General features: G+C 49.1%; 23 protein-coding genes, 3 pseudogenes and 7 other annotated features (1 of these 33 only partly in view). Of the genes and pseudogenes, 12 read left to right on the top strand and 14 right to left on the bottom strand.

The features are described from left to right. Positions 1 to 35 precede the first annotated feature (35 nt). The 4 genes and pseudogenes from SF1408 (at position 36) to SF1405 (ending at position 2,268) form a co-directional block, all read left to right on the top strand. Positions 36 to 512 (top strand): hypothetical protein, encoded by a 477-nt coding sequence (locus tag SF1408; protein ID NP_707302.1) that lies wholly within the window; start codon positions 36 to 38, stop codon positions 510 to 512. Continuing rightward, positions 486 to 1,253: a mobile genetic element, on the top strand. (Overlaps the previous gene by 27 nt.) Next, on the top strand, positions 541 to 816 hold the full coding sequence (gene insA / locus SF1407) for an insertion element IS1 protein InsA (protein ID NP_707301.1): 276 nt from the start codon (positions 541 to 543) through the stop codon (positions 814 to 816). It overlaps the preceding feature by 276 nt. Continuing rightward, complete coding sequence (gene insB, locus SF1406) at positions 843 to 1,238, top strand: insertion element IS1 protein InsB (protein NP_707300.1); 396 nt, start codon at positions 843 to 845, stop codon at positions 1,236 to 1,238. It lies within the feature at positions 486 to 1,253. 447 nt (positions 1,254 to 1,700) lie before the next feature. Then, positions 1,701 to 2,268, top strand: a pseudogene (locus tag SF1405). Here SF1405 and rrmA read toward each other — a convergent pair. The 5 genes from rrmA to SF1400 all read right to left on the bottom strand — a co-directional run bounded on the left by rrmA (position 2,265) and on the right by SF1400 (position 4,780). Next, entirely contained in the window at positions 2,265 to 3,074 is an 810-nt protein-coding gene (gene rrmA, locus SF1404; protein ID NP_707298.1) for a 23S rRNA (guanine(745)-N(1))-methyltransferase, read from the bottom strand. The pseudogene SF1405 and the gene rrmA overlap by 4 nt on opposite strands. Positions 3,075 to 3,239: 165 nt before the next feature. After that, the gene (gene cspC, locus SF1403) at positions 3,240 to 3,449 is read right to left on the bottom strand and encodes a cold shock-like protein CspC (protein NP_707297.1); all 210 of its coding nucleotides are present in this window, start codon (positions 3,447 to 3,449) and stop codon (positions 3,240 to 3,242) included. Positions 3,450 to 3,461: 12 nt separating this feature from the next. Beyond that, positions 3,462 to 3,605, bottom strand: coding sequence for a hypothetical protein (locus tag SF1402; protein ID NP_707296.1), 144 nt, complete (start codon positions 3,603 to 3,605; stop codon positions 3,462 to 3,464). A 669-nt stretch (positions 3,606 to 4,274) separates the two neighbouring features. After that, positions 4,275 to 4,562 carry a hypothetical protein gene (locus SF1401; RefSeq protein ID NP_707295.1) on the bottom strand — a complete coding sequence of 96 codons (288 nt, stop codon included), beginning with the start codon at positions 4,560 to 4,562 and terminating at the stop codon, positions 4,275 to 4,277. A 74-nt stretch (positions 4,563 to 4,636) separates the two neighbouring features. Beyond that, positions 4,637 to 4,780, bottom strand: coding sequence for a PhoPQ regulatory protein (locus tag SF1400; RefSeq protein ID NP_707294.1), 144 nt, complete (start codon positions 4,778 to 4,780; stop codon positions 4,637 to 4,639). A 158-nt stretch (positions 4,781 to 4,938) separates the two neighbouring features. Between SF1400 and SF1399 the strand changes: the two genes are divergently transcribed. Next, complete coding sequence (locus tag SF1399) at positions 4,939 to 5,178, top strand: hypothetical protein (protein NP_707293.1); 240 nt, start codon at positions 4,939 to 4,941, stop codon at positions 5,176 to 5,178. 142 nt (positions 5,179 to 5,320) lie between these two features. On the opposite strand, the gene SF1398 is transcribed toward SF1399, so the two are convergent. Then, positions 5,321 to 6,112, bottom strand: a complete 792-nt coding sequence (locus tag SF1398; protein ID NP_707292.1) for a DNA-binding transcriptional regulator KdgR — start codon at positions 6,110 to 6,112, stop codon at positions 5,321 to 5,323. Between the two features lie 65 nt (positions 6,113 to 6,177). Between SF1398 and SF1397 the strand changes: the two genes are divergently transcribed. Then, positions 6,178 to 7,662 carry a transporter gene (locus SF1397; RefSeq protein NP_707291.1) on the top strand — a complete coding sequence of 495 codons (1,485 nt, stop codon included), beginning with the start codon at positions 6,178 to 6,180 and terminating at the stop codon, positions 7,660 to 7,662. 45 nt (positions 7,663 to 7,707) lie between these two features. Here SF1397 and htpX read toward each other — a convergent pair whose 3' ends face one another. The 4 genes from htpX to SF1393 all read right to left on the bottom strand — a co-directional run bounded on the left by htpX (position 7,708) and on the right by SF1393 (position 12,141). Further along, complete coding sequence (gene htpX / locus SF1396; protein NP_707290.2) at positions 7,708 to 8,586, bottom strand: heat shock protein HtpX; 879 nt, start codon at positions 8,584 to 8,586, stop codon at positions 7,708 to 7,710. Between the two features lie 194 nt (positions 8,587 to 8,780). Then, entirely contained in the window at positions 8,781 to 10,823 is a 2,043-nt protein-coding gene (prc, locus tag SF1395) for a carboxy-terminal protease (protein NP_707289.4), read from the bottom strand. Positions 10,824 to 10,848: 25 nt separating this feature from the next. Further along, the gene (yebJ, locus tag SF1394; RefSeq protein NP_707288.3) at positions 10,849 to 11,547 is read right to left on the bottom strand and encodes a hypothetical protein; all 699 of its coding nucleotides are present in this window, start codon (positions 11,545 to 11,547) and stop codon (positions 10,849 to 10,851) included. Positions 11,548 to 11,643: 96 nt separating this feature from the next. Continuing rightward, on the bottom strand, positions 11,644 to 12,141 hold the full coding sequence (locus SF1393) for a hypothetical protein (RefSeq protein NP_707287.1): 498 nt from the start codon (positions 12,139 to 12,141) through the stop codon (positions 11,644 to 11,646). A gap of 129 nt (positions 12,142 to 12,270) precedes the next feature. Between SF1393 and SF1392 the strand changes: the two genes are divergently transcribed. From SF1392 to SF1388, 5 genes and pseudogenes are all read left to right on the top strand, one after another. Next, positions 12,271 to 13,554, top strand: coding sequence for a hypothetical protein (locus tag SF1392; RefSeq protein ID NP_707286.1), 1,284 nt, complete (start codon positions 12,271 to 12,273; stop codon positions 13,552 to 13,554). Next, positions 13,517 to 16,143: a sequence feature (Similar to Escherichia coli K12 conserved hypothetical protein gi: 1788138 (880 aa). BLAST with identity of 97% in 875 aa. This CDS contains an in-frame stop codon. The sequence has been checked and is believed to be correct.), on the top strand. (Overlaps the previous gene by 38 nt.) Beyond that, positions 13,517 to 16,143: pseudogene (locus SF1391) on the top strand. It overlaps the preceding feature by 2,627 nt. The gene SF1392 and the pseudogene SF1391 overlap by 38 nt, the downstream one beginning before the upstream one ends. Before the next feature lie 124 nt (positions 16,144 to 16,267). Further along, positions 16,268 to 17,488, top strand: a complete 1,221-nt coding sequence (gene yebU, locus SF1390; protein NP_707285.3) for a 16S rRNA (cytosine(1407)-C(5))-methyltransferase RsmF — start codon at positions 16,268 to 16,270, stop codon at positions 17,486 to 17,488. Positions 17,489 to 17,779: 291 nt separating this feature from the next. After that, positions 17,780 to 18,016 (top strand): hypothetical protein, encoded by a 237-nt coding sequence (locus SF1389; protein NP_707284.2) that lies wholly within the window; start codon positions 17,780 to 17,782, stop codon positions 18,014 to 18,016. Positions 18,017 to 18,036: 20 nt separating this feature from the next. Further along, complete coding sequence (locus SF1388) at positions 18,037 to 18,312, top strand: hypothetical protein (protein NP_707283.1); 276 nt, start codon at positions 18,037 to 18,039, stop codon at positions 18,310 to 18,312. After that, positions 18,313 to 20,239 (bottom strand) — a sequence feature ('Similar to Escherichia coli K12 protein phosphatase 1 modulates phosphoproteins, signals protein misfolding gi: 1788143 (220 aa). BLAST with identity of 99% in 642 aa. This CDS has been disrupted by insertion. The sequence has been checked and is believed to be correct.'). On the opposite strand, the pseudogene pphA reads toward SF1388, so the two are convergent. Next, positions 18,313 to 20,239: pseudogene (pphA, locus tag SF1386) on the bottom strand. Its footprint overlaps the feature before it by 1,927 nt. Further along, positions 18,526 to 19,789: a mobile genetic element, on the bottom strand. It overlaps the preceding pseudogene by 1,264 nt. Beyond that, on the bottom strand, positions 18,569 to 19,387 hold the full coding sequence (locus SF1387) for an insertion sequence element IS600 protein (RefSeq protein NP_707282.1): 819 nt from the start codon (positions 19,385 to 19,387) through the stop codon (positions 18,569 to 18,571). It overlaps the preceding feature by 819 nt. Before pphA ends, SF1387 begins: the two are co-directional and overlap by 819 nt. A 261-nt stretch (positions 20,240 to 20,500) precedes the next feature. Then, positions 20,501 to 21,268: a mobile genetic element, on the bottom strand. After that, on the bottom strand, positions 20,516 to 20,911 hold the full coding sequence (gene insB / locus SF1385; protein NP_707281.1) for an insertion element IS1 protein InsB: 396 nt from the start codon (positions 20,909 to 20,911) through the stop codon (positions 20,516 to 20,518). Its footprint overlaps the feature before it by 396 nt. A gap of 3 nt (positions 21,269 to 21,271) precedes the next feature. Continuing rightward, positions 21,272 to 25,100 (bottom strand) — a sequence feature (ipaH island II) (it continues 18,061 nt past the right edge of the window). On the opposite strand from insB (SF1385), the gene ipaH_3 reads away from it, so the two are divergent. Next, on the top strand, positions 21,755 to 23,470 hold the full coding sequence (gene ipaH_3, locus SF1383) for an invasion plasmid antigen (RefSeq protein NP_707279.1): 1,716 nt from the start codon (positions 21,755 to 21,757) through the stop codon (positions 23,468 to 23,470). (Overlaps the previous feature by 1,716 nt.) On the opposite strand, the gene SF1382 is transcribed toward ipaH_3, so the two are convergent. Beyond that, entirely contained in the window at positions 23,650 to 24,213 is a 564-nt protein-coding gene (locus SF1382) for a hypothetical protein (RefSeq protein ID NP_707278.1), read from the bottom strand. Then, positions 24,392 to 24,855 (top strand) — a mobile genetic element (partial).

The following is a 25,100-nucleotide window of genomic DNA, read 5'->3' as shown; positions in this document are numbered from 1 at the left end:
GGCCTTTTGGCCCCGTTTTTTTATCTGGAGGATTAATGACAATCACGGACCTGGTACTGATTCTTTTCATCGCCGCACTCCTGGCCTTCGCGATCTACGATCAGTTCATCATGCCCCGCCGTAACGGCCCCACCCTGCTGGCAATTCCTTTGCTCCGGCGTGGTCGCATCGATAGCGTTATCTTCGTCGGATTGATTGTCATTCTTATCTATAACAACGTCACGAATCATGGCGCGCTAATAACAACATGGTTATTAAGTGCACTGGCTCTGATGGGTTTTTATATATTCTGGATCCGCATTCCGAAGATCATCTTTAAACAAAAAGGTTTTTTCTTCGCCAATGTCTGGATTGAATATAGCCGAATCAAAGCGATGAACTTGTCGGAAGATGGCGTGTTGGTGATGCAATTAGAACAGCGTCGGCTGTTAATCCGCGTTCGAAATATCGACGATCTGGAAAAAATTTATAAGCTTCTCGTATCAGGTAATGCTGCCAACTTACTGATTTAGTGTATGATGGTGATTTTAAGGTGCTTGCGTGGCTTCCATTTCCATCAGATGTCCTTCCTGCTCCGCTACTGAAGGCGTGGTGCGTAACGGCAAAAGCACTGCCGGACATCAGCGCTATCTCTGCTCTCATTGCCGTAAAACATGGCAACTACAGTTCACTTACACCGCCTCTCAGCCCGGTACGCACCAGAAAATCATTGATATGGCCATGAATGGCGTCGGATGTCGCGCCAGTGCACGCATTATGGGCGTTGGCCTCAACACGGTTTTACGTCACTTAAAAAACTCAGGCCGCAGTCGGTAACCTCGCGCATACAACCGGGCAGTGATGTGATTGTCTGCGCTGAAATGGACGAACATTGGGGCTACGTCGGTGCTAAATCACGTCAGCGCTGGCTGTTTTACGCGTATGACAGGATACGGAGGACGGTTGTGGCGCACGTCTTCGGTGAACGCACTTTGGCCACACTGGAGCGTCTTCTGAGCCTGCTGTCGGCCTTTGAGGTCGTGGTATGGATGACGGATGGCTGGCCGCTGTATGAATCACGCCTGAAGGAAAAGCTGCACGTTATCAGCAAGCGTTACACTCAGCGCATTGAGCGACATAATCTGAATCTGAGACAACATCTGGCAAGGCTGGGACGGATGTCACTGTCGTTCTCAAAATCGGTGGAGCTGCATGACAAGGTCATCGGGCATTATCTGAACATAAAACACTATCAGTAAGTTGGAGTCATTACCCTCGTATCAACTCAATAACTTATGAATTTAGCCAAAGCTATGTTTAGTGTATTTTTAATAATCAGACATAGCTTAGGCTATATTATCTCTTCCCTTATTTGTTATTTATTTTAACGTTTCATTGATATATAAACATAAATGAAAATCGTTATCAATAAAGCAATGAAATAATATATTCCAACAGTTGTTTTATATTCTCAAAATATGTTAAGGTTGCGCCCTCATTTGGGGAGTAGCCGATTTCCAGATTCCGGAAATGTACGTGTCAACATACTCGTTGCAAAACGTGGCACGTACGGACTGAAGACTTTCAGTCAGGCGAGACCATATGCACATCAATCGCTATGCCTGCATGAACGCGAAAACCCATCGCGGCTTGTTGTTCATGTATGCATGTTTGCTGGGGGCGATGATGTGTTTTATGGATACCCCGGTCAGGACGTTGTCATGAATATCACTGCTACTGTTCTTCTTGCGTTTGGTATGTCGATGGATGCATTTGCTGCATCAATCGGTAAAGGTGCCCCCCTCCCATAAACCGAAATTTTCTGAAGCATTGCGAACCGGCCTTATTTTTGGTGCCGTCGAAACCCTGACGCCGCTGATCGGCTGGGGAATGGGCATGTTAGCCAGCCGGTTTGTCCTTGAATGGAATCACTGGATTGCGTTTGTGCTGCTGATATTCCTCGGCGGGCGAATGATTATTGAGGGTTTTCGTGGCGCAGATGATGAAGATGAAGAGCCGCGCCGTCGGCACGGTTTCTGGCTACTGGTAACCACCGCGATTGCCACCAGCCTGGATGCCATGGCTGTGGGTGTTGGTCTTGCTTTCCTTCAGGTCAACATTATCGCGACCGCATTGGCCATTGGTTGTGCAACCTTGATTATGTCGACATTAGGGATGATGGTTGGTCGCTTTATCGGCTCAATTATTGGGAAAAAAGCGGAAATTCTCGGCGGGCTGGTGCTGATCGGCATCGGCGTCCAGATCCTCTGGACGCACTTCCACGGTTAATAAGAACGCTGCCAGAGGTGAATATTAAAGTCCGTCTGGCAGTCGAACACTTCTTTTGCTGCCAGTGTTTGCCAGACTTCTGGCTTCGCACGCCAGGCAAACGGCGTCATCTGCAATAATGCGACGGCTTCATCACCGCGAAGACGCATCGGATAACACAACTCCGCACTCTGCTGTAATGTAAAACCTTCCAGTTGTTCTGCATGAGGTGCATGAAGATGTACTTCATTGTAAATCAGCCCCTTCAGCTCCATCAAATGTCGCGGTCCCGGCGTGGCAGTAATGACCCAGCCGCCGGGCTTCACTACTCGTGCTAATTCTTCTGCTTTACACGGCGCGTAAATACGTATTATGGCGTCCATACTGGTATCGGAAAACGGCAAACGGTGGCTGGAAGCGACACAAAGAGTGACCTGCGGATAGCGTTTCGCCGCCGCTTTTATCGCTACCTTCGAGACATCCAGGCCAAACGTGGTGATTTCGGGCAACGCATCGGCAAATGCGTGTGTGTAATACCCTTCACCACAGCCAATATCCAGCACCGCCGTGGCCTTTTCATCAAGCCGTTCCCGCAGTTGGGCGACAATTGCATCACGCAGCGGCTGATAATGTCCGGCATCTAAGAATGCGCGGCGTGCTTGCATCATTTCCGCGCTGTCGCCCGGATCACGAGACCGTTTATGCTGAACGGGCAGCAGATTGACATACCCTTCTTTCGCCATATCAAACTGATGTCGTTGGGGACAGATATAGCTGTTTTTTTCACGCGAAAGAGGCTGATGGCAAAGTGGACAGGAAAACGACATGACAACTCCGGCAGGATACTAAAGGCCGCAAGTGTAACGCGAATCACGCGGCGGGCAAATATCCGAACGCCAGGAGCGAAGATAAAGCATAGTAAAAAGCCTCGCATTCGACGAGGCTTTATAGCGAGATTGAAGCGTATTCACACTTCAGATCAGTGGATTCGATCAGATAGCTGTTACGTTAACAGCTGCCGGACCTTTCTGGCCGTCCTGAATTTCGAACTCAACGTTCTGACCTTCAGCCAGAGTTTTCAAGCCATTACCCTGGATAGCGGAGAAGTGTACGAACACATCTTTGCTGCCATCAGCCGGAGTAATGAAGCCAAAACCTTTAGACTCGTTGAACCACTTAACCTGACCTTTAATCTTTGCCATTTGAAAAATTCCTTAGATTGTTTTCTTCGCCCGCAGGCATAACATAGATAAAACTGACACATTACTGCATGAGGCACCAATATAAGGCTCGGCAGAGAAGCGGTATTCAACGTCAACGTGTTTACTCAGGACTTCTTTACTGAAAATGCCACACATAAACAGAACTGTACCTCGTTTAACCCGAAATCTTTTATCACATACAACGTTAATTATGGCAAGCCATTTTTAAACATATCTCGATCAGACGCACAAATCTCGATACGTCTTCCACTTTTTTTGCACACTTATGCAACGGAATACGCGCCGATATATCATTGTGCTTAACCTTGCCAGTTCAGGCAGATACTTAAACTGGCGTAGTTTCTAACATAGTTCAATAAGTTCAGTTGTTCCAGGCCAGAGGGAGAAGTTATTACATAGTGCGTGCAATATCACATTTTCTGCTATGCAATGAATAAAAAGTTATATCACTTTTTCTCATAAAACAGTCAGTTAACGGCTATCAATTACCCTAAAGAGAAGTCAATCCCCAAAGGGATTGTAAATTTAAAATAAGAAAAATTGATGAGTGAGCAAAAAAATCAAGAGAGAAACGTTTCGCTAATAAATAATACCACGCTTAATCACAAATCTGATGTAAACATCCTAATAAATTAATGAGGAAAATATCTTTTTCTGATATCCCGTTACGCAAATAAATAATATGATAATTATTTGAAGTCAGACCAGAGTTTTAATTTGAAGCAGTTGCACCATGACAGTGCGTATAATCAGGATGAATTGAGTAACCCTTCAACGACGGGGTTACTCAAGATTGAGGAAGGATTATCGTTCGGCGACCAGGCGAATAATATCTTCGTCATCAACCGATTTTTGACTCTCAATGGTCTTTTTATCTGCTTTCTCTGGTTCGTTTGCTTCGCACAAACGACGTAACAGTGCATTTTGACGTTTTTGCTGATCCAGCAACGCCTCAAGCAGTTCAATCTGTTCGTTAGTCCGTGAACTGGCACGATTGATAAAAAACCACAAGATGAGCCCGATAAGAAGAACCACCACCGATACAACCAAAGACGCAATGTTCATCACGCCTGAATTTACAACTTCGTTCATTTCACCACCTCTGAGTAGAGGCGCTATTCTACCACTGCTGGAGAGGAAGAAAATCTAGTGCTGAAAAAATGATATCACCACGGGATAAACTGGTTAATGGCACAAATTCCGCTGAAAAATTGTACATCCTGATCGCACATCATGTTGAATACCTGCGCCCAAAGCAGCAAGCAAGCCAACACCACGACAACCAGAACGACCCATCGAAACTTTTTCACTCCAATCTCCGCTTCACCTACCTTATGTCATTAAACTAGCATGCGTTAGTTAAACAGCGCCTAACTATGTCGATATTCGTGCTTTTTCGGAATGAGTAGCTTGCTTCAGCGCATATTGCCGCTACGATTAAGCGAACATAAAAAGAGAAGAGATTGTAATGCGATTCATCATTCGCACAGTTATGCTGATAGCACTGGTATGGATAGGATTATTACTCAGCGGATATGGCGTTTTGATTGGAAGCAAAGAGAATGCCGCAGGATTAGGTTTGCAATGTACCTATCTGACTGCCAGAGGCACCAGCACGGTACAATACTTGCACACTAAAAGTGGTTTCTTGGAGATAACAGATTGCCCACTGTTACGTAAAAGCAATATCGTGGTCGATAATGGTTAAGGGTAATAAATAACCAGATTCTCACTCATGAGTAAAATATTCTTATAGCAAGCGCGTTTAATATAACGCACCTTCAACTTTATTTTTCTCATGCTAAATAAAGAACCTGTCTGTTTGATATTCCGACAGGTTCTTACTCTCATCAGAACGGATAGTCGTGATAACCCATTTGGGCAGAAATTTTGCGCGCTGCGGTATGCAACATTGCGACATATTCCTGTAAACGCTCTTCAGAGAAACGCAACGTCGGGAAGGAGATGCTCAAACCGGCAATGACCACGCCAAAGCGATCAAATACCGGTACCGCAATGCATTGCAGCCCTTCTTCCTGCTCTTCGTTATCTTCTCCATACCCCTGCTCGCGCACCTGGTCCAGAACGGGTAATAACGCTTCTGTACTGGTGATGGTCCGCTCGGTACTGCGTTTATACTCCACGCCCTCAAGAATTTGCTTCACTTCATCGCGATCGCGCCATGCCAGCAGTACCTTACCAATCGCGGTGCTGTACAGCGGATTACGACGCCCAATCCGTGAATACATGCGCAAATTGTACATAGAGTCAATTTTGTGAATGTAAACAATACTGTCTTCGTCCAGTGCGCCGAGGTGGATAGTTTCTTTGGTCAGGCGGGAGATCTCACGCATCTGGATATCTGCGCTACGAATTAAATCGACGTTTTGTAACGCGCGAGCGCCCAGTTCAACCAATTTCAGGGTCAGGGAATATTTCTCCGACACCCCTTCCTGCGCCACATAACCTAAGGTTTTCATGGTCTGTAAAAAGCGATAAACGGTGCTTTTTGACATCATGACGCGCTGCGACAGCTCGGTTATCCCTATTTCGCGCTCTTCACCCAGCGCCTGCAAAATGCCAAAAACTTTTAGCACGGAAGATACAGAATCAGGCTGTTTATCCAGATCTGCGTTAGCCATTTATCACCTCATTGCGAGTGTTTTATAAAAATCAGAACTGTTTTTTATTATAATTTCGCACCAGGGTGGTCGCAATCCATCTTTTGCCGGTTAGTTACAATTCTGCGACATCCACCGTGAATATCAGTGCTAGAATCATACCCCTGTTGATTATTCACCAAAGATATAAAATTCCTATGCCAAAAGTTCAGGCCGACGGCCTGCCATTGCCCCAGCGATACGGTGCGATATTAACCATTGTGATTGGTATTTCGATGGCTGTCCTTGACGGCGCAATCGCCAACGTCGCCCTGCCAACAATTGCCACGGACCTTCATGCCACACCAGCCAGTTCCATCTGGGTAGTGAACGCCTATCAAATCGCCATTGTCATCTCCCTGCTCTCGTTTTCGTTTCTGGGCGATATGTTTGGCTATCGACGTATTTATAAATGCGGTCTGGTCGTTTTTCTGTTGTCTTCACTGTTCTGCGCCCTTTCTGATTCGCTGCAAATGCTCACCCTTGCGCGTGTCATACAAGGTTTCGGCGGTGCAGCGTTGATGAGCGTTAATACCGCACTTATCCGCCTGATCTATCCACAACGTTTTCTGGGGAGAGGGATGGGCATAAACTCGTTTATTGTTGCCGTCTCTTCTGCTGCCGGGCCGACAATTGCTGCAGCAATCCTCTCCATCGCATCCTGGAAATGGTTATTTTTAATCAACGTACCGTTAGGTATTATCGCCCTGCTTCTGGCGATGCGTTTTCTGCCACCCAATGGTTCTCGCGCCAGTAAACCCCGTTTCGACCTGCCCAGCGCCGTGATGAACGCGTTAACCTTCGGCCTGCTTATCACTGCGTTGAGTGGTTTCGCTCAGGGGCAATCGCTGACGTTAATTGCTGCGGAACTGGTGGTAATGGTTGTTGTTGGTATTTTCTTTATTCGCCGCCAGCTTTCTCTTCCCGTACCGCTGCTACCGGTGGATTTACTGCGTATCCCGCTGTTTTCACTTTCTATTTGCACATCTGTTTGCTCTTTCTGCGCACAAATGCTGGCAATGGTTTCCCTGCCCTTTTACCTGCAAACCGTGCTCGGGCGTAGTGAAGTCGAAACAGGTTTACTTCTGACACCGTGGCCGTTAGCAACGATGGTGATGGCTCCTCTGGCAGGCTATTTGATTGAACGCGTACATGCAGGATTGCTGGGTGCTTTAGGGTTGTTCATCATGGCTACGGGGCTTTTTTCCCTGGTTCTGCTGCCCGCGTCACCTGCGGATATCAATATTATCTGGCCGATGATCTTATGTGGCGCTGGATTTGGCTTATTCCAGTCACCCAATAACCACACCATTATTACCTCCGCTCCGCGCGAACGTAGCGGTGGGGCCAGTGGCATGTTAGGAACGGCTCGTCTACTGGGTCAGAGTAGTGGCGCGGCGCTGGTGGCGCTGATGCTAAATCAGTTTGGTGATAATGGTACGCACGTCTCGCTGATGGCTGCGGCTATTCTGGCAGTGATTGCTGCCTGTGTCAGTGGTTTACGTATCACTCAGCCACGAGCCAGGGCATAAAAAAAGCGCGTCGATCAGGACGCGCTTTTTAGTATTTACTTCATATTACTTCAGGTATTCACCCGTACGCAGAGCTTCAATACGTTTATCCAGCGGCGGGTGAGTCATGAACAACTCACTGAGCGATTTCGACTTACCGTTAATGCAGAAAGCCATCATGCTGGTTGCTTCTTGCGGTTCATAGCTGGTTTTCAGGCGCTGCAGCGCGGCAATCATTTTCTCGCGACCAACCAGTTTTGCCGAACCGGCATCTGCATGGAATTCACGATGACGCGAGAACCACATGGTGATAATGCTCGCCAGAATACCAAACACCAGTTCCAGAACCGTTGCAACCGCAAAGTAGATCAGCGGGTTGCCGTTGCTCTCTTCACCTTCATCACGATTTCCGCCCATAAAACCCGCGGCAAGCTGCGCCAGAATACGGGAAATAAAGATAACGAAGGTGTTCACCACGCCCTGAATCAGCGTCATGGTGACCATATCACCATTGGCGATGTGGCTGATTTCGTGAGCAATTACCGCCTCGGCTTCATCCGGGCTCATGTTCTGCAGCAAACCGGTGCTGACAGCAACCAGAGAGGCATCACGGCGCGCACCGGTTGCAAAAGCGTTGATGTCCGGCGCATGGTAGATAGCCACTTGCGGCATAGCGATCCCCGCCTGACGAGCCTGGGTTGCTACAGTATTGACCAGCCAACGTTCCCTTTCGTTACGCGGTTGCTCGATCACTTCCCCGCCAACAGATCGTAATGCCATCCATTTGGACATCAGAAGCGAAACGAAGGAACCACCAAAACCGAACAGCAAGGCCATGATCATCAGCCCCTGAACGCTGCTCGACTGTATCCCTGTCAGGCTCAGTACCAGCCCGAAAACGACCATTACGGCCAGGTTCGTTAGCAGGAAGAGCGCGATTCGCATCATAATTTTCTTTTTACCTCAGTTTAACAAAACGCAATATGCGATACCCACATCGTATGGGTTACGCGACTATTTTCAAGTCTGGATAGTGCGTAAGTCACCAGAAAGACACAACTTTACATTTTGTAGCATCTGATTTACGGCATCTTGCCGCTGTTAAAAAATCAGGCACAATTTCTTGTGCCTGATTGATATTACTTGACGGGAGCGGGTTGTTCCGCGGGTCTGGCTTTTTCAAGCTTCGCCAGATCGAGTGCGATATTCACCGTCTCATCCAGATAAGGATCCGGCTCCTGGTAATCTTTCGATAGATCATCCAGCTTCTTCAACTCCGGTTTACCTTCTCGTTTAAAGCGTTCGTTCAAACGCGCCAGACGCGTCGCATCATCTTCATTATTCTCTTTCTCACGCACAGCGTAGTTCAGAGAAACGATATTGCGCTTGTCCTTCATAGCGTTGAAGCGCGCGATATCCTTCATGATGTTCTGGAACTCAGGATCTTTCGCGATACGCGCATTATGTTCCTTCAGCAGCTCCGGTTCAAAGGCAGTTAAATCTCCTGATTTCACATAAGTCGCGGCATCGATGCTATCCCACGGCAGCGCGTTATCTTCGAATTTCTCACCCGTTTCCGTTTCTTCATTACCCGTCGGCATGATGATGTCTGGTGTTACGCCTTTACGTTGCGTACTGCCGCCGTTAACGCGATAGAATTTCTGGATCGTGTACTGCACAGAACCCAGCGCTGGCCATTCAGGACGTAACATCTGATCGTAAATACGGTTCAATGAACGGTATTGCTGAACGGTGCCTTTACCAAACGTCGGTTCACCCACAACCAGCGCACGACCGTAATCCTGCATTGCCGCGGCAAAGATTTCTGAAGCCGAAGCACTGAAACGGTCAACCAGTACCACCAGCGGGCCTTTATAGAACACCTGCCCGTCGGTATCGCTGTCTTCACGAACCTTGCCGTTGTTATCGCGGACCTGAACAATGGGACCCGCAGGAATAAACAGACCTGAGAGCGATACCGCTTCGGTCAACGCCCCACCGCCATTGCTACGCAGGTCGATGATCACACTGCTGACATTCTGTTTTTCCAGTTTCTGCAGTTGAACTTTGACATCGTCTGTCAAACCCACATAGAAGCCCGGAATATCCAGCACGCCGACTTTCTCTTTACCGACGGTCTTCACCGACATTTTAACCGCGCGGTCTTCGAGACGAATACGTTCACGGGTCAACGTTACAGTACGGGTCTTGGTCCCTTTACCAGCAGGTAAAATTTCCAGACGAACTTTACTGCCCTTCGGCCCTTTAATTAAGGCAACCACATCATCAAGACGCCAGCCAATCACGTCAACCATCGGCTTGCCTGTTTGACCAACACCGACAATTTTGGCACCAACGCTGATAGCTTTACTCTTCGCTGCCGGACCACCTGCCACCATCGAATTGATAACGGTGTAGTCATCATCCATTTGCAGCACTGCGCCAATACCTTCCAGTGACAAACTCATTTCAGTGTTGAACTGTTCGGTATTACGCCGGGAAAGATAGTTGGTATGCGGATCGATTTCACGCGCAAACGCCGTCATTGCCAGCGAGAAAACATCTTCGCTGTTGGTTTGCGCCAGACGACGAATGGCAAATTTGTAGCGGCGTGTCAGGGTTTCACGAATTTCTTTATCCGTTTTTCCTGTCAGCTTCAGGCTTAACTCGTCGAATTTGACTTTACTGTCCCACTGCGCGTTCAACTCAGCCTCGTTTTTCGGCCAGGGCGCTTTGCTGCGGTCAAGGTTATAAGTGTCGTTGCCGGTGAAATCCATCGGCTTTTCCAGTACCGACAAAGCGTACTGGTAACGTTCAAAACGGCGCTTTTGCGCCAGATTGTAGAGATCGTAGAAAACGTCGAGTTTGCCTGAACGCAGTTCATCGCCTAACTCGGTTTTCTTTTTCGCGAACTGTTCAACATCGCTTGCCAGCAGCACATTGTGGCTGTAATCGAGCAGATTCAGGTAGCGGTCAAAGATTTTGGCCGAAAATGCCTGATCGAGGTCGAACTGGCGATAATGAGAACGGGTGAAGCGCGACGTTACGCGCTCACTTACCGTCGCATGCTGCGTCTCTTCCTTTAATACCGGAATTTGATCAGCACGCGTGATATCTTCTACAGCGAAGGTCTGGCCTGCTATTGCAAGCAGGCCAGCTAACGCGGTAAGCCTAAAAAACATGTTCATGCCTGGCCCGGCCTCCGTTTCAGAACACCAGGTGTTCTGCGCGCACAATCAAAGACATACCCGAATTCAGCTGGACGCGGACGCCGTCTTTGGTGATTTCTAATACGGTGGCATCCATCGCGTTTTGACCCGCTTTCACCTTCAGGGCTTGTCCGACAGTCAGAGCTGAAATGTCAGAAACCGGGGTGTGCTGTTCTTCGCGAGGTGCTTTTACTGTTTTTGGCGCTTTCTCTACCGGCTTTTGCGCACGAGGTTTACGTTCAGCGCCTTCTTTGCGGCGTGGCGTGGTCGGACGTGGCTTGCGTTCGCGGCGCGGTGCGTCTTCTTTCTCACCAGCAGCTGCGGCAGCTTCGCGTTTTTTCGCTTGCTGTTCAGCACGCTGTGCCTGAACACGCGCTTTCGCTTCTTCAAGCTGCTTGCGAGCATGCTCTACATGTTGCTCGTCCAGCTCACCGCATGGGTTGCCGTCAAGATCGACACGCGTTGCGCCGGGTTTAACACCGTAAAGATAACGCCAGCTCGAAGTGTAGAGACGTAAAGCGGATCGTAATTGCGTTTTGCTCAGGTTCATTTCCCCGGCAACACGATCGACCAAATCCTGAAAAATACCAATTTTCAGCGGACGCGCTTCACCTTCCGCACTGAAACAGTGGGGAAAACGTTCGGCCAGAAACGCGATTACTTCTTTACTGCTATTCAACTTAGGTTGATTTTCCATGAAATTTCCTGATTACAACGGACGTAGCCAACAAGCGCAGGCATGAACAGGCGTCATTATAATGACGCTACCAGTAAATGCTACGTTATCCGTTGATTATCCTGCGACGCTCGCAAAGAATTTTTTGTAATCCGTCGTTGCAAGCACTTTTTCAAGCTGTGCCACAAGCTGACGTAAGCCTTGCTCGTCCTCGTCTGTAAAGCGAGCGAAGACAGTACTATCGATGTCGAGAACACCAATAATCTGATTTTTCACCACCAGCGGCAGAACAATTTCAGAATTACTCGCCGCATCACAGGCAATATGCCCGTCAAACGCGTGAACATCCTCGATACGCTGCACTTGATTGCGGGCAACCGCTGTGCCGCACACCCCGCGCCCGACGGGTATCCGGACACAGGCAATTTTGCCCTGAAATGGTCCGAGTACCAGTGTATCGTCCTCAAGCAAATAAAAACCTGCCCAGTTAACGTCAGTGAGACGCTCGTATAACAACGCACTGGTGTTCGCAAGCGTTGCCAGAAAACTGGTTTCTCCCGCCATCAGCGCGTTAAAGTCGCGATTTAAATCCGCGTAAAATTCTGTTTTGTTCATTACTTAATCACTTGGTTGTCTTACCTGGAACTGCCAGCCTATTAAAATAAGCATTAAATGCGTTAATGCTCAAGATCATTCCCATCATGGGTTAAGATTAATGTTAATTCTTATTACATTTGGCACGTCATGGCTCTTAACACACCACAAATTACGCCGACAAAAAAGATAACAGTGAGGGCAATCGGCGAGGAACTGCCGCGTGGTGATTACCAACGTTGCCCGCAATGTGACATGCTGTTTAGCCTGCCCGAGATAAATTCTCATCAAAGTGCCTATTGTCCGCGCTGTCAGGCAAAAATTCGCGACGGGCGCGACTGGTCGCTAACGCGCCTGGCGGCAATGGCCTTCACCATGCTGTTGCTTATGCCGTTTGCCTGGGGCGAACCGCTGTTGCATATCTGGCTGTTAGGCATTCGTATTGACGCCAACGTCATGCAAGGCATCTGGCAAATGACCAAACAGGGCGATGCGATAACGGGATCAATGGTCTTTTTCTGCGTTATTGGTGCCCCCCTCATTCTGGTGTCCTCCATAGCATATTTATGGTTTGGTAACCGACTGGGAATGAATTTACGTCCGGTACTGCTGATGCTTGAGCGACTTAAAGAGTGGGTAATGCTGGATATCTACCTGGTCGGCATTGGCGTTGCTTCTATAAAGGTACAGGATTATGCCCATATCCAGGCGGGTGTCGGCTTGTTCTCTTTTGTGGCGTTGGTGATTTTAACGACGGTGACGTTGTCACATCTTAATGTTGAGGAGCTGTGGGAGCGATATTATCCGCAGCGCCCCGCTACGCGTAGGGACGAGAAACTTCGTGTCTGTCTTGGGTGCCATTTTACCGGCTATCCTGATCAGCGTGGTCTCTGCCCGCGTTGCCATATCCCGCTACGCCTGCGTCGTCGTCATAGTTTGCAAAAATGCTGGGCGGCGCTGTTAGCGTCAATCGTTTTGTTGTTACCAGCCAACCTATTGCCTATTTCTATCATTTATCTGAATGGTGGCCGGCAGGAAGATACGATTCTTTCCGGAATTATGTCGCTGGCAAGTAGCAACATTGCGGTTGCGGGAATCGTGTTTATCGCCAGTATTCTGGTACCGTTTACTAAAGTGATCGTCATGTTCACTTTACTGTTGAGCATTCATTTTAAATGCCAGCAAGGTTTACGCACACGCATTCTGTTACTGCGGATGGTGACCTGGATTGGACGCTGGTCGATACTCGACCTGTTTGTCATATCTTTAACCATGTCGCTGATTAATCGCGATCAGATCCTCGCTTTTACTATGGGACCGGCTGCGTTTTATTTTGGCGCTGCCGTAATTTTGACTATTCTTGCTGTGGAATGGCTGGACAGCCGCTTACTTTGGGATGCACATGAGTCAGGAAACGCCCGCTTCGACGACTGAAGCGCAGATTAAAAATAAACGCCGTATCTCACCTTTCTGGCTGCTGCCTTTCATCGCGCTAATGATTGCCGGTTGGCTGATTTGGGACAGTTATCAGGACCGGGGTAATACCGTCACCATCGACTTTATGTCGGCGGATGGTATTGTTCCGGGCCGTACGCCTGTTCGTTATCAGGGCGTTGAAGTCGGAACAGTGCAGGATATCAGCCTCAGCGACGATCTTCGTAAGATTGAAGTCAAGGTCAGCATCAAGTCCGATATGAAAGATGCGCTGCGCGAAGAGACTCAGTTCTGGCTGATGACGCCAAAAGCATCGTTGGCAGGTGTCTCCGGGCTGGACGCCCTCGTCGGTGGGAACTATATCGGCATGATGCCGGGTAAAGGTAAAGAGCAGGATCACTTTGTCGCGCTCGATACCCAACCGAAATATCGGCTGGACAATGGCGATCTGATGATCCACCTGCAAGCCCCCGCTCTCGGTTCGCTGAACAGCGGTTCATTGGTCTATTTCCGCAAGATCCCGGTGGGAAAAGTCTACGACTATGCCATCAATCCCAACAAGCAAGGCGTGGTGATTGATGTCCTGATCGAGCGGCGTTTTACCGATCTGGTGAAAAAAGGTAGCCGTTTCTGAAACGTTTCCGGCGTTGATGCCAACGTCAGTATCAGTGGCGCGAAGGTGAAACTGGAAAGTCTGGCGGCACTGGTTAACGGTGCGATTGCCTTCGATTCACCTGAAGAGTCGAAACCTGCCGAGGCGGAAGATACCTTTGGTCTGTATGAAGATCTGGCCCACAGCCAGCGTGGAGTAATAATAAAACTGGAACTGCCGAGTGGAGCAGGATTAACCGCCGACTCGACGCCGTTAATGTATCAGGGGCTGGAAGTCGGACAGCTGACTAAACTGGATTTAAATCCTGGTGGTAAAGTCACTGGGGAAATGACCGTTGATCCCTGCTTCGTGAAAATACCCGCATCGAATTACGCAACCCGAAATTATCCCTTAGCGATGCTAATCTCAGCGCCCTGCTGACCGGAAAAACCTTTGAGTTGGTGCCCGGCGATGGCGAGCCACGCAAAGAGTTCGTTGTTGTGCCGGGCGAAAAAGCCCTGCTGCAAGAGCCGGACGTTCTGACACTGACCCTGACAGCACCGGAAAGTTACGGTATTGATGCGGGTCAGCCGCTCATTCTTCACGGCGTGCAGGTAGGCCAGGTTATCGATCGTAAACTCACCAGCAAAGGCGTCACCTTTACCGTCGCCATCGAGCCTCAGCATCGAGAACTGGTAAAAGGCGATAGCAAATTTGTCGTCAACAGCCGTGTCGACGTGAAGGTGGGGCTGGATGGCGTTGAGTTTCTCGGTGCCAGCGCCTCAGAATGGATTAACGGCGGGATACGTATTCTGCCGGGCGATAAAGGCGAGATGAAAGCCAGCTATCCACTGTATGCCAATCTGGAAAAAGCGCTGGAGAACAGCCTTAGCGATTTACCCACCACAACCATGAGTTTGAGTGCAGAGACGCTGCCGGATGTGCAGGCAGGATCGGTAGTGCTGTACCGTAAATTTGAAGTTGGTGAAGTTATTACCGTGCGTCCGCGAGCTAACGCGTTCGATATCGATCTGCACATTAAACCGGAATATCGCAACCTTTTGACCAGCAACAGCGTGTTCTGGGCAGAAGGCGGGGCGAAAGTTCAGCTGAATGGTAGTGGCCTGACCGTACAGGCATCCCCGCTCTCCAGAGCATTAAAGGGGGCCATTAGCTTCGATAACCTCAGTGGTGCCAGCGCCAGTCAGCGTAAAGGCGACAAGCGAATTCTGTATGCTTCCGAAACAGCGGCCCGTGCGGTTGGCAGGCAGATTACGCTTCACGCTTTCGATGCCGGAAAACTGGCGGTCGGGATGCCAATTCGCTATCTCGGTATTGATATCGGGCAAATCCAGACGCTGGATCTGATTACCGCACGCAATGAAGTACAGGCAAAGGCGGTGCTCTATCCGGAATATGTCCAGACCTTTGCTCGCGGTGGTACGCGCTTCTCAGTGGTCACACCGCAAATCTCGGCAGCTGGCGTTGAGCATCTAGATACTATCCTCCAGCCGTATATCAACGTCGAACCAGGCCGTGGCAATCCTCGTCGCGACTTTGAATTAGAAGAGGCCACCATTACTGATTCGCGTTACCTAGATGGTTTAAGCATTATTGTTGAAGCGCCGGAAGCCGGTTCGTTAGGCATCGGTACGCCTGTGCTGTTCCGTGGTCTGGAAGTAGGTACGGTTACCGGAATGACGCTGGGGACATTGTCAGATCGCGTGATGATTGCGATGCGCATCAGTAAACGCTATCAACACCTGGTGCGTAACAATTCCGTCTTCTGGTTGGCATCGGGTTACAGTCTGGACTTTGGTCTGACGGGCGGCGTAGTGAAAACCGGCACCTTTAACCAATTTATCCGTGGCGGCATCGCCTTCGCCACGCCTCCGGGTACGCCACTTGCACCGAAAGCCCAAGAAGGCAAACACTTCCTGTTGCAGGAAAGTGAACCGAAAGAGTGGCGTGAATGGGGAACTGCGCTTCCCAAATAATGCCCACTGCTCCGGCGTGCCTGCGCCGGAGCGCTTATGCTAAACTGCGCGCCTGTTTTTTTGCCAGTGGTACATGCTCGTGGCCCAACACACCGTTTATTTCCCGGACGCGTTTCTGACACAAATGCGCGAAGCTATGCCTTCGACGCTCTCATTTGATGATTTTCTTGCCGCCTGTCAGCGCCCGTTGCGCCGCAGCATTCGCGTTAATACGCTGAAAATCTCCGTTGCTGATTTCCTGCAATTAACCGCTCCTTATGGCTGGACGCTTACGCCAATTCCGTGGTGTGAAGAAGGTTTCTGGATTGAACGCGACAATGAAGATGCATTGCCATTGGGTAGTACCACCGAGCATTTAAGTGGCCTGTTTTATATTCAGGAAGCCAGTTCAATGTTGCCCGTCGCCGCCTTGTTTGCTGACGGTAATGCACCACAGCGGGTGATGGATGTCGCTGCTGCGCCAGGCTCAAAAACGACGCAAATTGCCGCGCGGATGAATAACGAAGGGGCAATCCTTGCCAATGAGTTTTCCGCCAGTTGGGTAAAAGTGTTACATGCCAATATCAGCCGCTGTGGCATCAGTAATGTTGCGCTCACACATTTTGGTGGCCGCGTGTTTGGTGCGGCAGTGCCAGAAATGTTTGATGCCATTTTGCTGGACGCTCCCTGCTCCGGCGAAGGCGTGGTGCGTAAAGATCCCGATGCGCTAAAAAACTGGTCACCCGAAAGCAATCAGGAAATCGCAGCTACCCAACGGGAACTGATTGACAGCGCCTTTCATGCATTACGTCCTGGCGGTACGCTGGTTTACTCGACCTGTACCTTAAACCGGGAAGAAAACGAAGCCGTTTGCCGGTGGCTGAAAGAGACTTACCCCGACGAAGTAGAGTTTTTACCACTTGGCGATCTCTTCCCTGGTGCAAACAAGGCGCTGACCGAAGAAGGTTTTTTGCATGTTTTCCCACAAATTTACGACTGCGAAGGCTTCTTCGTTGCTCGTCTGCGTAAAACTCAGGCGATCCCCGCCTTACCCGCCCCAAAATACAAAGTGGGCAATTTCCCGTTCAGCCCGGTGAAAGATCGCGAAGCCGGACAAATTCGTCAGGCGGCTGCAAGTGTTGGCTTAAACTGGGATGGAAACCTGCGACTCTGGCAACGCGACAAAGAACTGTGGTTGTTCCCGGTAGGCATTGAAGCCCTGATCGGTAAAGTCCGATTTTCTCGCTTAGGGATTAAACTTGCCGAAACGCATAACAAAGGTTATCGCTGGCAGCATGAAGCGGTTATTGCCCATGCCTCCCCCGACAATGTAAACGCTTTTGAACTGACACCGCAGGAAGCGTAGGAGTGGTATCGCGGGCGCGATGTTTACCCGCAAGCCGCGCCAGTGGCGGATGACGTGTTGGTTACTTTCCAGCATCAGCCGATTGGTTTAGCCAAACGGATTGGTTCGCGACTGAAAAACAGCTACCCGCGTGAACTGGTGCGGGACGGGAAACTTTTTACCAGTAACGCATGACAGCGCACAAAAAAAGCGCACTTTTTGACTGGCACATTCGCCGGCCTCAACTAGGCTGAAAAATTGTGCGATCGGACTGGTCGTACTACAATCAGCAGCTAAATGGAGAGCACGAAGATGAAAACCAGTGTGCGCATAGGCGCTTTTGAAATCGACGACGGCGAATTACACGGTGAATCGCCGGGTGATCGAACGTTAACCATTCCTTGTAAATCTGACCCCGATTTATGTATGCAACTGGATGCCTGGGATGCTGAAACCAGTATCCCTGCCCTGCTAAATGGCGAACACTCTGTCCTTTACCGTACCCGTTACGATCAACAATCTGATGCCTGGATTATGCGTCTTGCCTGATCCAAAAAGAACCCGTCGGCATGGCGGGTTATTTGTCCTGGTTATTCCCCCGTTGTAAAATCTCTCCTAAACTTAACGGTACGGCACCACACTTCGGGGATGAAATGTTCGCGCTGGTACTTTTTGTTTGCTACCTGGATGGCGGTTGTGAAGATATTGTTGTGGATGTCTACAACACGGAACAGCAGTGTCTTTATTCTATGAGCGATCAACGGATCCGCCATGGCAGTTGTTTTCCGATTGAGGATTTTATAGATGGTTTCTGGCAACCAGCACAGGAGTATGGTGATTTTTAATTATTGCAGTTGCACAAGAGTCAGTTAGCCCCCAAAGACAGCACCGGTATCAATATAATGCAGGTTGCCAATATCCACGCGATGTCGCAACGGTGTATGACCAAACCAGAAATGATCAGCACCTGTAATTCCCTGCCCTTTTGGGCGTTCACCTAATCGCGAGCGGCTCCACAAGACCTGATGCAAATCAACGTCCTTTTGCCATTCATAAACTGAGGTGTACTGGCAATAGCGGACACTACCATTTGTTCTTTTTTTAAGCAGCCATCTGATGATATTTTTCCCTGAAGGCTGCCGGGGAGATATTCCCCAGACGAGAGTGACGACGCTGACGATTGTAGAAAATCTCAATGTATTCCCGTATTACTGAGATGGCTTCATCCCGGTTATTAAAACGATAGTGGCTCAGGCTCTCATTTTTCAGCGTTCCCCAGAAGCTTTCCATCGGAGCGTTGTCGTAACAGTTACCTTTACGCGACATTGATGTTTTCAGACCAGACTGCTCCTGTATGACCCGGTAATCGTATGCGCAGTACTGTGAACCTCGATCAGAGTAGTGGATTAGCCCGGCAGGTGGGCGCTGGCTCCTGAGCGCCATAAACAGGGCTTTACCTGTCAGCTCTTTTGTCATGCGCTCTCCCATGGCGTAGCCGACAATTTCGCACGTATAAACATCTTTGATGCCAGCGAGGTACAACCATCCCTCCTGTGTGGCAACATACGTCAGGTCCGCCACCCAGACCTGATTTGGTGCTGTAGGAGCGAACGTCTGGTTCAGCAGATTTGGCGCAACTGGCAGATTGTGGTTCGGGTTCGTAGTCGCTCTGAACTTGCGTTTCTGCTTACAGCGTAGCCTCAGCTCCTTACGAAGACGTGCCAGTCGGTCACGACCAACGATGATGCCATTCTCTGCCAGCTCCGTCTGGAGCCGCCGGGTTCCATATGTTTCGCGAGTGCGGATATGTGCCACCTTAATCTCCAGTTTTAGCCGCTCATCACTTTGTTTTCTGTCTGAGGGTTCATGCTGTACCCAGTTGTAATAACCGCTCCTGGATACACCAAATACCTGACACATCGCTTCAATGGGAAATTGTTGTCGCCATTGTTCGATTAACGCGTATTTTTCAGCGACTCCTGTGCAAAATACGCTGTTGCTTTTTTTAATATATCTCGCTCAAGGCGAGCTTCATTTAACGCCTTACGCAGTTGCAGAATTTCAGATTCCAGTTCAGCCACCGTGCGGGAACCAGGAGTACCGAGCCCTTTTCTGGCGGCGGTAACCCATTGTCCTAAAGTGCCTTCAGGAAGGGATAATCGGGAAGCGCCTTCACTGATCGAAAGTTGATTTTCAAGAACCGTTCTGACAGCTTCGGCTTTGAACTATTTAGAGTAACGTTGGGTTTTTCTGCTCATTATTAGCTCCTTCTGATGCCATTCTATTTCAGGAAGGAGTGTCCGTTAAACTCAGGCTACCTCAAACATCATCTGGATAATCGGCATGAGCAATAACATGCTTGCCGGTGCGACTGTGTACTTCAAGAATAAAGGGCAAATGCTGACATTTTTCCAGCGCCGTTTTCGCTTGTTTCTGTTGATTATCTGCCAGCGCAATAAACCAGTCGCCGCCATTCATCAACCACAAAGACATCTGCTGGAATGCCAGCGCATCCATCGCCATCTGTTCATGATTGCCTCTTACCGCACGAACCCAATGTTGTTCCAGTAACTGCAGACAACGTAAACTTTGCGGCCCACGATCGATAACGTCTCCCACTGAGATAAGTAAATCTCGCCACGGATCAAAACGACAATGCCATAATTTGCGGCGCAACTGCTCAAGACAACCGTGTATATCGCCAGAAAGCCAGATATGTCGCCATTGATGACCCGCAATTCTCTGATAAACGGGCGCAGGCTGTTTCATCAATATTTTCCTCCCGCGCTAAAGATCACATAATCTTAACAAGAATGTTAAAAAACGCTGGACTCAGACAGTAGAGTGTGTGTTATGGTTGACTATAAAGTCAGCGAAGGAAATGCTTCTGGCTTTTAACAGATAAAAAGAGACCGAACATGATTCCTGTTTTCGTCAACAAACAATAAAACCCTTTAAAATTAATGCGTTGAATAAATTTACGTTCATCTTTTAATCCCTGACACGTACCATTGCATATTAATACATTCAACCGGTAATGACTCCAACTTACTGATAGTGTTTTATGTTCAGATAATGCCCGATGACCTTGTCATGCAGCTCCACCGATTTTGAGAACGACAGTGACTTCCGTCCCAGCCTTGCCAGATGTTGTCTCAGATTCAGATTATGTCGCTCAATGCGCTGAGTGTAACGCTTGCTGATAACGTGCAGCTTTCCCTTCAGGCGTGATTCATACAGCGGCCAGCCATCCGTCATCCATACCACGACCTCAAAGGCCGACAGCAGGCTCAGAAGACGCTCCAGTGTGGCCAGAGTGCGTTCACCGAAGACGTGCGCCACAACCGTCCTCCGTATCCTGTCATACGCGTAAAACAGCCAGCGCTGACGTGATTTAGCACCGACGTAGCCCCAATGTTCGTCCATTTCAGCGCAGACAATCACATCACTGCCCGGTTGTATGCGCGAGGTTACCGACTGCGGCCTGAGTTTTTTAAGTGACGTAAAACCGTGTTGAGGCCAACGCCCATAATGCGTGCACTGGCACGACATCCGACGCCATTCATGGCCATATCAATGATTTTCTGGTGCGTACCGGGCTGAGAGGCGGTGTAAGTGAACTGTAGTTGCCATGTTTTACGGCAATGAGAGCAGAGATAGCGCTGATGTCCGGCAGTGCCTTTGCCGTTACGCACCACGCCTTCAGTAGCGGAGCAGGAAGGACATCTGATGGAAATGGAAGCCACGCAAGCACCTTAAAATCACCATCATACACTAAATCAGTAAGTTGGCAGCATTACCCATTCAACCAGTTACCATTTTTTTCGAGTTTTTTAGAGAAATTTTCGGGAATATTTCAGGTCAATCCATGCAGACGCAAGCAATTCCTGTATTGAATAATTCCGTAGCAATTATGTAAAATCATCTCCGGCTGATTTTCATTCAAACTCGCGCTATCGAACATCCATCAGCCAGCCGTGGCACGTTCTTGCATACGACGTGCTACGGTTTCCTTTACGATTTGGGGTTGCGACTTTACCTCTATTGATAATGCATTCCGGCAGAACGTTCAAATATGAAGTACGATGTTTAACTAACCGAAAAACAAGAACAATACGGTGCAAGCAAGCTATTCACAGTTAACTGAAACAGTATCGTTTTTTTACAGCCAATTTTGTTTGTCCTTTTATAATAAAAAAGTGCTGAAGTTCATTTCATGGAATGAACTTCATAAAAACTCCTACTTATTTCTTTTAACAAAGCCATTTGTCCATCGGCTTTAACTGAATGTCCATCATGTTACCGATAAATAATAACTTTTCATTGTCCCAAAATTCTTTTTATAACACTATTTCCGGTACATATGCTGATTACTTTTCAGCATGGGATAAATGGGAAAAACAAGCGCTCCCCGGTGAAAATCGGAATGAAGCGGTCTCCCTACTTAAAGAATGTCTCATCAATCAGTTCAGTGAGCTTCAACTGAATCGTTTAAATCTGTCCTCGCTACCTGACAACTTACCACCTCAAATCACTGTTCTGGAAATTACTCAGAATGCCCTAATATCATTACCAGAATTGCCAGCATCGCTGGAATACCTTGACGCCTGTGACAATCGCCTGTCAACACTTCCTGAATTACCCGCATCTCTGAAACATCTTGATGTAGATAACAACCAACTAACCATGCTTCCTGAATTGCCTGCATTGCTGGAATATATTAATGCAGATAACAATCAGCTAACCATGCTTCCTGAATTACCTACATCGCTGGAAGTGCTCTCAGTAAGAAATAACCAGCTGACATTTCTCCCTGAGTTACCTGAATCACTGGAAGCGCTCGATGTAAGTACTAATCTTCTGGAAAGCCTACCAGCCGTACCTGTAAGAAATCATCACTCAGAGGAAACCGAGATATTTTTCCGGTGCCGCGAGAATCGCATCACACACATTCCGGAAAATATACTTAGCCTTGATCCGACCTGCACTATCATCCTCGAAGACAATCCTCTGTCCTCACGGATCAGGGAGTCTCTGTCGCAACAAACCGCCCAACCGGACTACCACGGCCCACGGATTTACTTCTCCATGAGTGACGGACAACAGAATACACTCCATCGCCCCCTGGCTGATGCCGTGACAGCATGGTTCCCGGAAAACAAACAATCTGATGTATCACAGATATGGCATGCTTTTGAACATGAAGAGCACGCCAACACCTTTTCCGCGTTCCTTGACCGCCTTTCCGATACCGTCTCTGCACGCAATACCTCCGGATTCCGTGAACAGGTCGCTGCATGGCTGGAAAAACTCAGTACCTCTGCAGAGCTTCGACAGCAGTCTTTCGCTGTTGCTGCTGATGCCACTGAAAGCTGTGAGGACCGTGTCGCGCTCACATGGAACAATCTCCGGAAAACCCTCCTGGTCCATCAGGCATCAGAAGGCCTTTTCGATAATGATACCGGCGCTCTGCTCTCCCTGGGCAGGGAAATGTTCCGCCTCGAAATTCTGGAGGATATTGCCCGGGATAAAGTCAGAACTCTCCATTTTGTGGATGAGATAGAAGTCTACCTGGCCTTCCAGACCATGCTCGCAGAGAAACTTCAGCTCTCCACTGCCGTGAAGGAAATGCGTTTCTATGGCGTGTCGGGAGTGACAGCAAATGACCTCCGCACTGCCGAAGCCATGGTCAGAAGCCGTGAAGAGAATGAATTTACGGACTGGTTCTCCCTCTGGGGACCATGGCATGCTGTACTGAAGCGTACGGAAGCTGACCGCTGGGCGCAGGCAGAAGAGCAGAAATATGAGATGCTGGAGAATGAGTACTCTCAGAGGGTGGCTGACCGGCTGAAAGCATCAGGTCTGAGCGGTGATGCGGATGCGGAGAGGGAAGCCGGTGCACAGGTGATGCGTGAGACTGAACAGCAGATTTACCGTCAAGTGACTGACGAGGTACTGGCCCTGCGATTGTCTGAAAACGGCTCACAACTGCACCATTCATAATCACATCGCATAAACCACAGACCGGACTGACTCCGGAAAAACAGAGGCCCGCCCCCGGGCCTCCCCGGATTCATCCGTTTCCCTGTTCAGCCTGACAGCACGCCCCGGCGGCCGGATGACAGACTCCGCTTCGGTAAGCAAAGCGGTCTTCTGTGATTCCGCCAGTTGCGGCTTATTCATTACTCAACGTCAAACGCCCGAATTGAAGCCAAATCATCCAGACCGCTCAGCTCCTCTTTCATTTCACGCTGACGGCGATAAATCTCATCGTTGCGATCGACCTGCGCCTGCACCATTGCTGCCGCCAGTTCTTCCAGTTCCGGCATCGACAGTTTCACCTGCTGATTATCGGCATCGCTCCACGCCATATGTGTTTGTGCTGTGACAGATTTTGCCAGCATGACTACCGGGGACAGGCGGCCCAGTGAATCGGGACCAGCATTCCAGATACGACCGTTCCATTCAAACGTGAGCGGTTTCGCCTCCTGTTCTGCGCGCCATGCTTCAATTTCCTGACGTCTGGCCTCTCTGGCCGCTTCCAGCATTTCTGGTGTCACAGTGAATGGGGCTATCTCACCCCATTTGCCGCTTTGCAGTTCCTGCCAGATTTGCTGACCCGTCGGAGCGACATCATCAGCGGTGGCTGTGTAGGGGACTGCCTGGTCCCTGTCGTCAAAAAAAACGTCACAGTCTACTGCGCCACTTTCGGTATAACGGGGATTAATGATTTTTTTAATTTCCACGGTGCATTCCTCACGATGTGCGAATAAAAAGCCCGGGCATTGCGCCAGAGACATGAGCATCCGGCACCCCGGACAGGGCGCAATATGACCCCGGTAATGAATGCTCTGAACATCCCGTAATGAAAAATTGTGGGGATGCTATATACGTTCCGGTGGGAGTACTGGGCACTGAAATCCCTGATATCGTGTTCTCTGGCGATCCGGGCAACAACAGCCCCAGGCTGTAACGCCTGCTTAGCCAGACGGACCTTAAATTCACGGCTATAGCTGGTTCGCCGTTCTTTTCGCCATGAGCCTTCTCTGATTTGAGGCTCTGTTAATTCCTTCTTTCTGTTGGCATAAAGGATGGCGTCAAGTTGAGCGAATGAAACTGAATCGGGCAATGGCCATGCGATACCGGATGCAAGAAATCGCTGAAAAAGCGTATGTATTGTGGAATGACTGAGACCCAGACGCTGAGCGATGGCCCGGATGGTCAGTTTATCTTCAAATCTTAAACGCAGGGCATCAGGCAAATAAGAACGGAAGCAGGGAATATCTTTTGTTGTCTGGGAATTCATCGTTCGTGTCCATCAATATAGATGGGCGCGATTGTTGCCAGACAGGACAATTTTCACAAGACGTCGCTGATGGGGCGCTTACTGTTGTTCTGAGGTGAGCATATCACCTCTGTTCAGGTGGCCAAATTCAGTGTGCCACTTCAAATTAAGCATTGCCAGAATGATTACATACCAGCGTTAATGGCTAACCAACGAAGCCAAGGTTGGTAATTAAGGAGTTCTCCACGGGTGAGGTGGAGTGCGTGCGCCGGACACGGGTGAGTATCCGGCATGTTCTTTAAAAATCTGAATACCGTGACTCAAAAATCATTATTGAAATTGTAGTCC

The sequence above is a fragment of the Shigella flexneri 2a str. 301 genome, assembly GCF_000006925.2.
In the GTDB taxonomy this organism is placed as follows: Bacteria; Pseudomonadota; Gammaproteobacteria; order Enterobacterales; family Enterobacteriaceae; genus ECMA0423.
The sequence above is the reverse complement of the archived record's forward strand: the minus strand, read 5'-3'. Positions and strand labels throughout refer to the sequence as shown.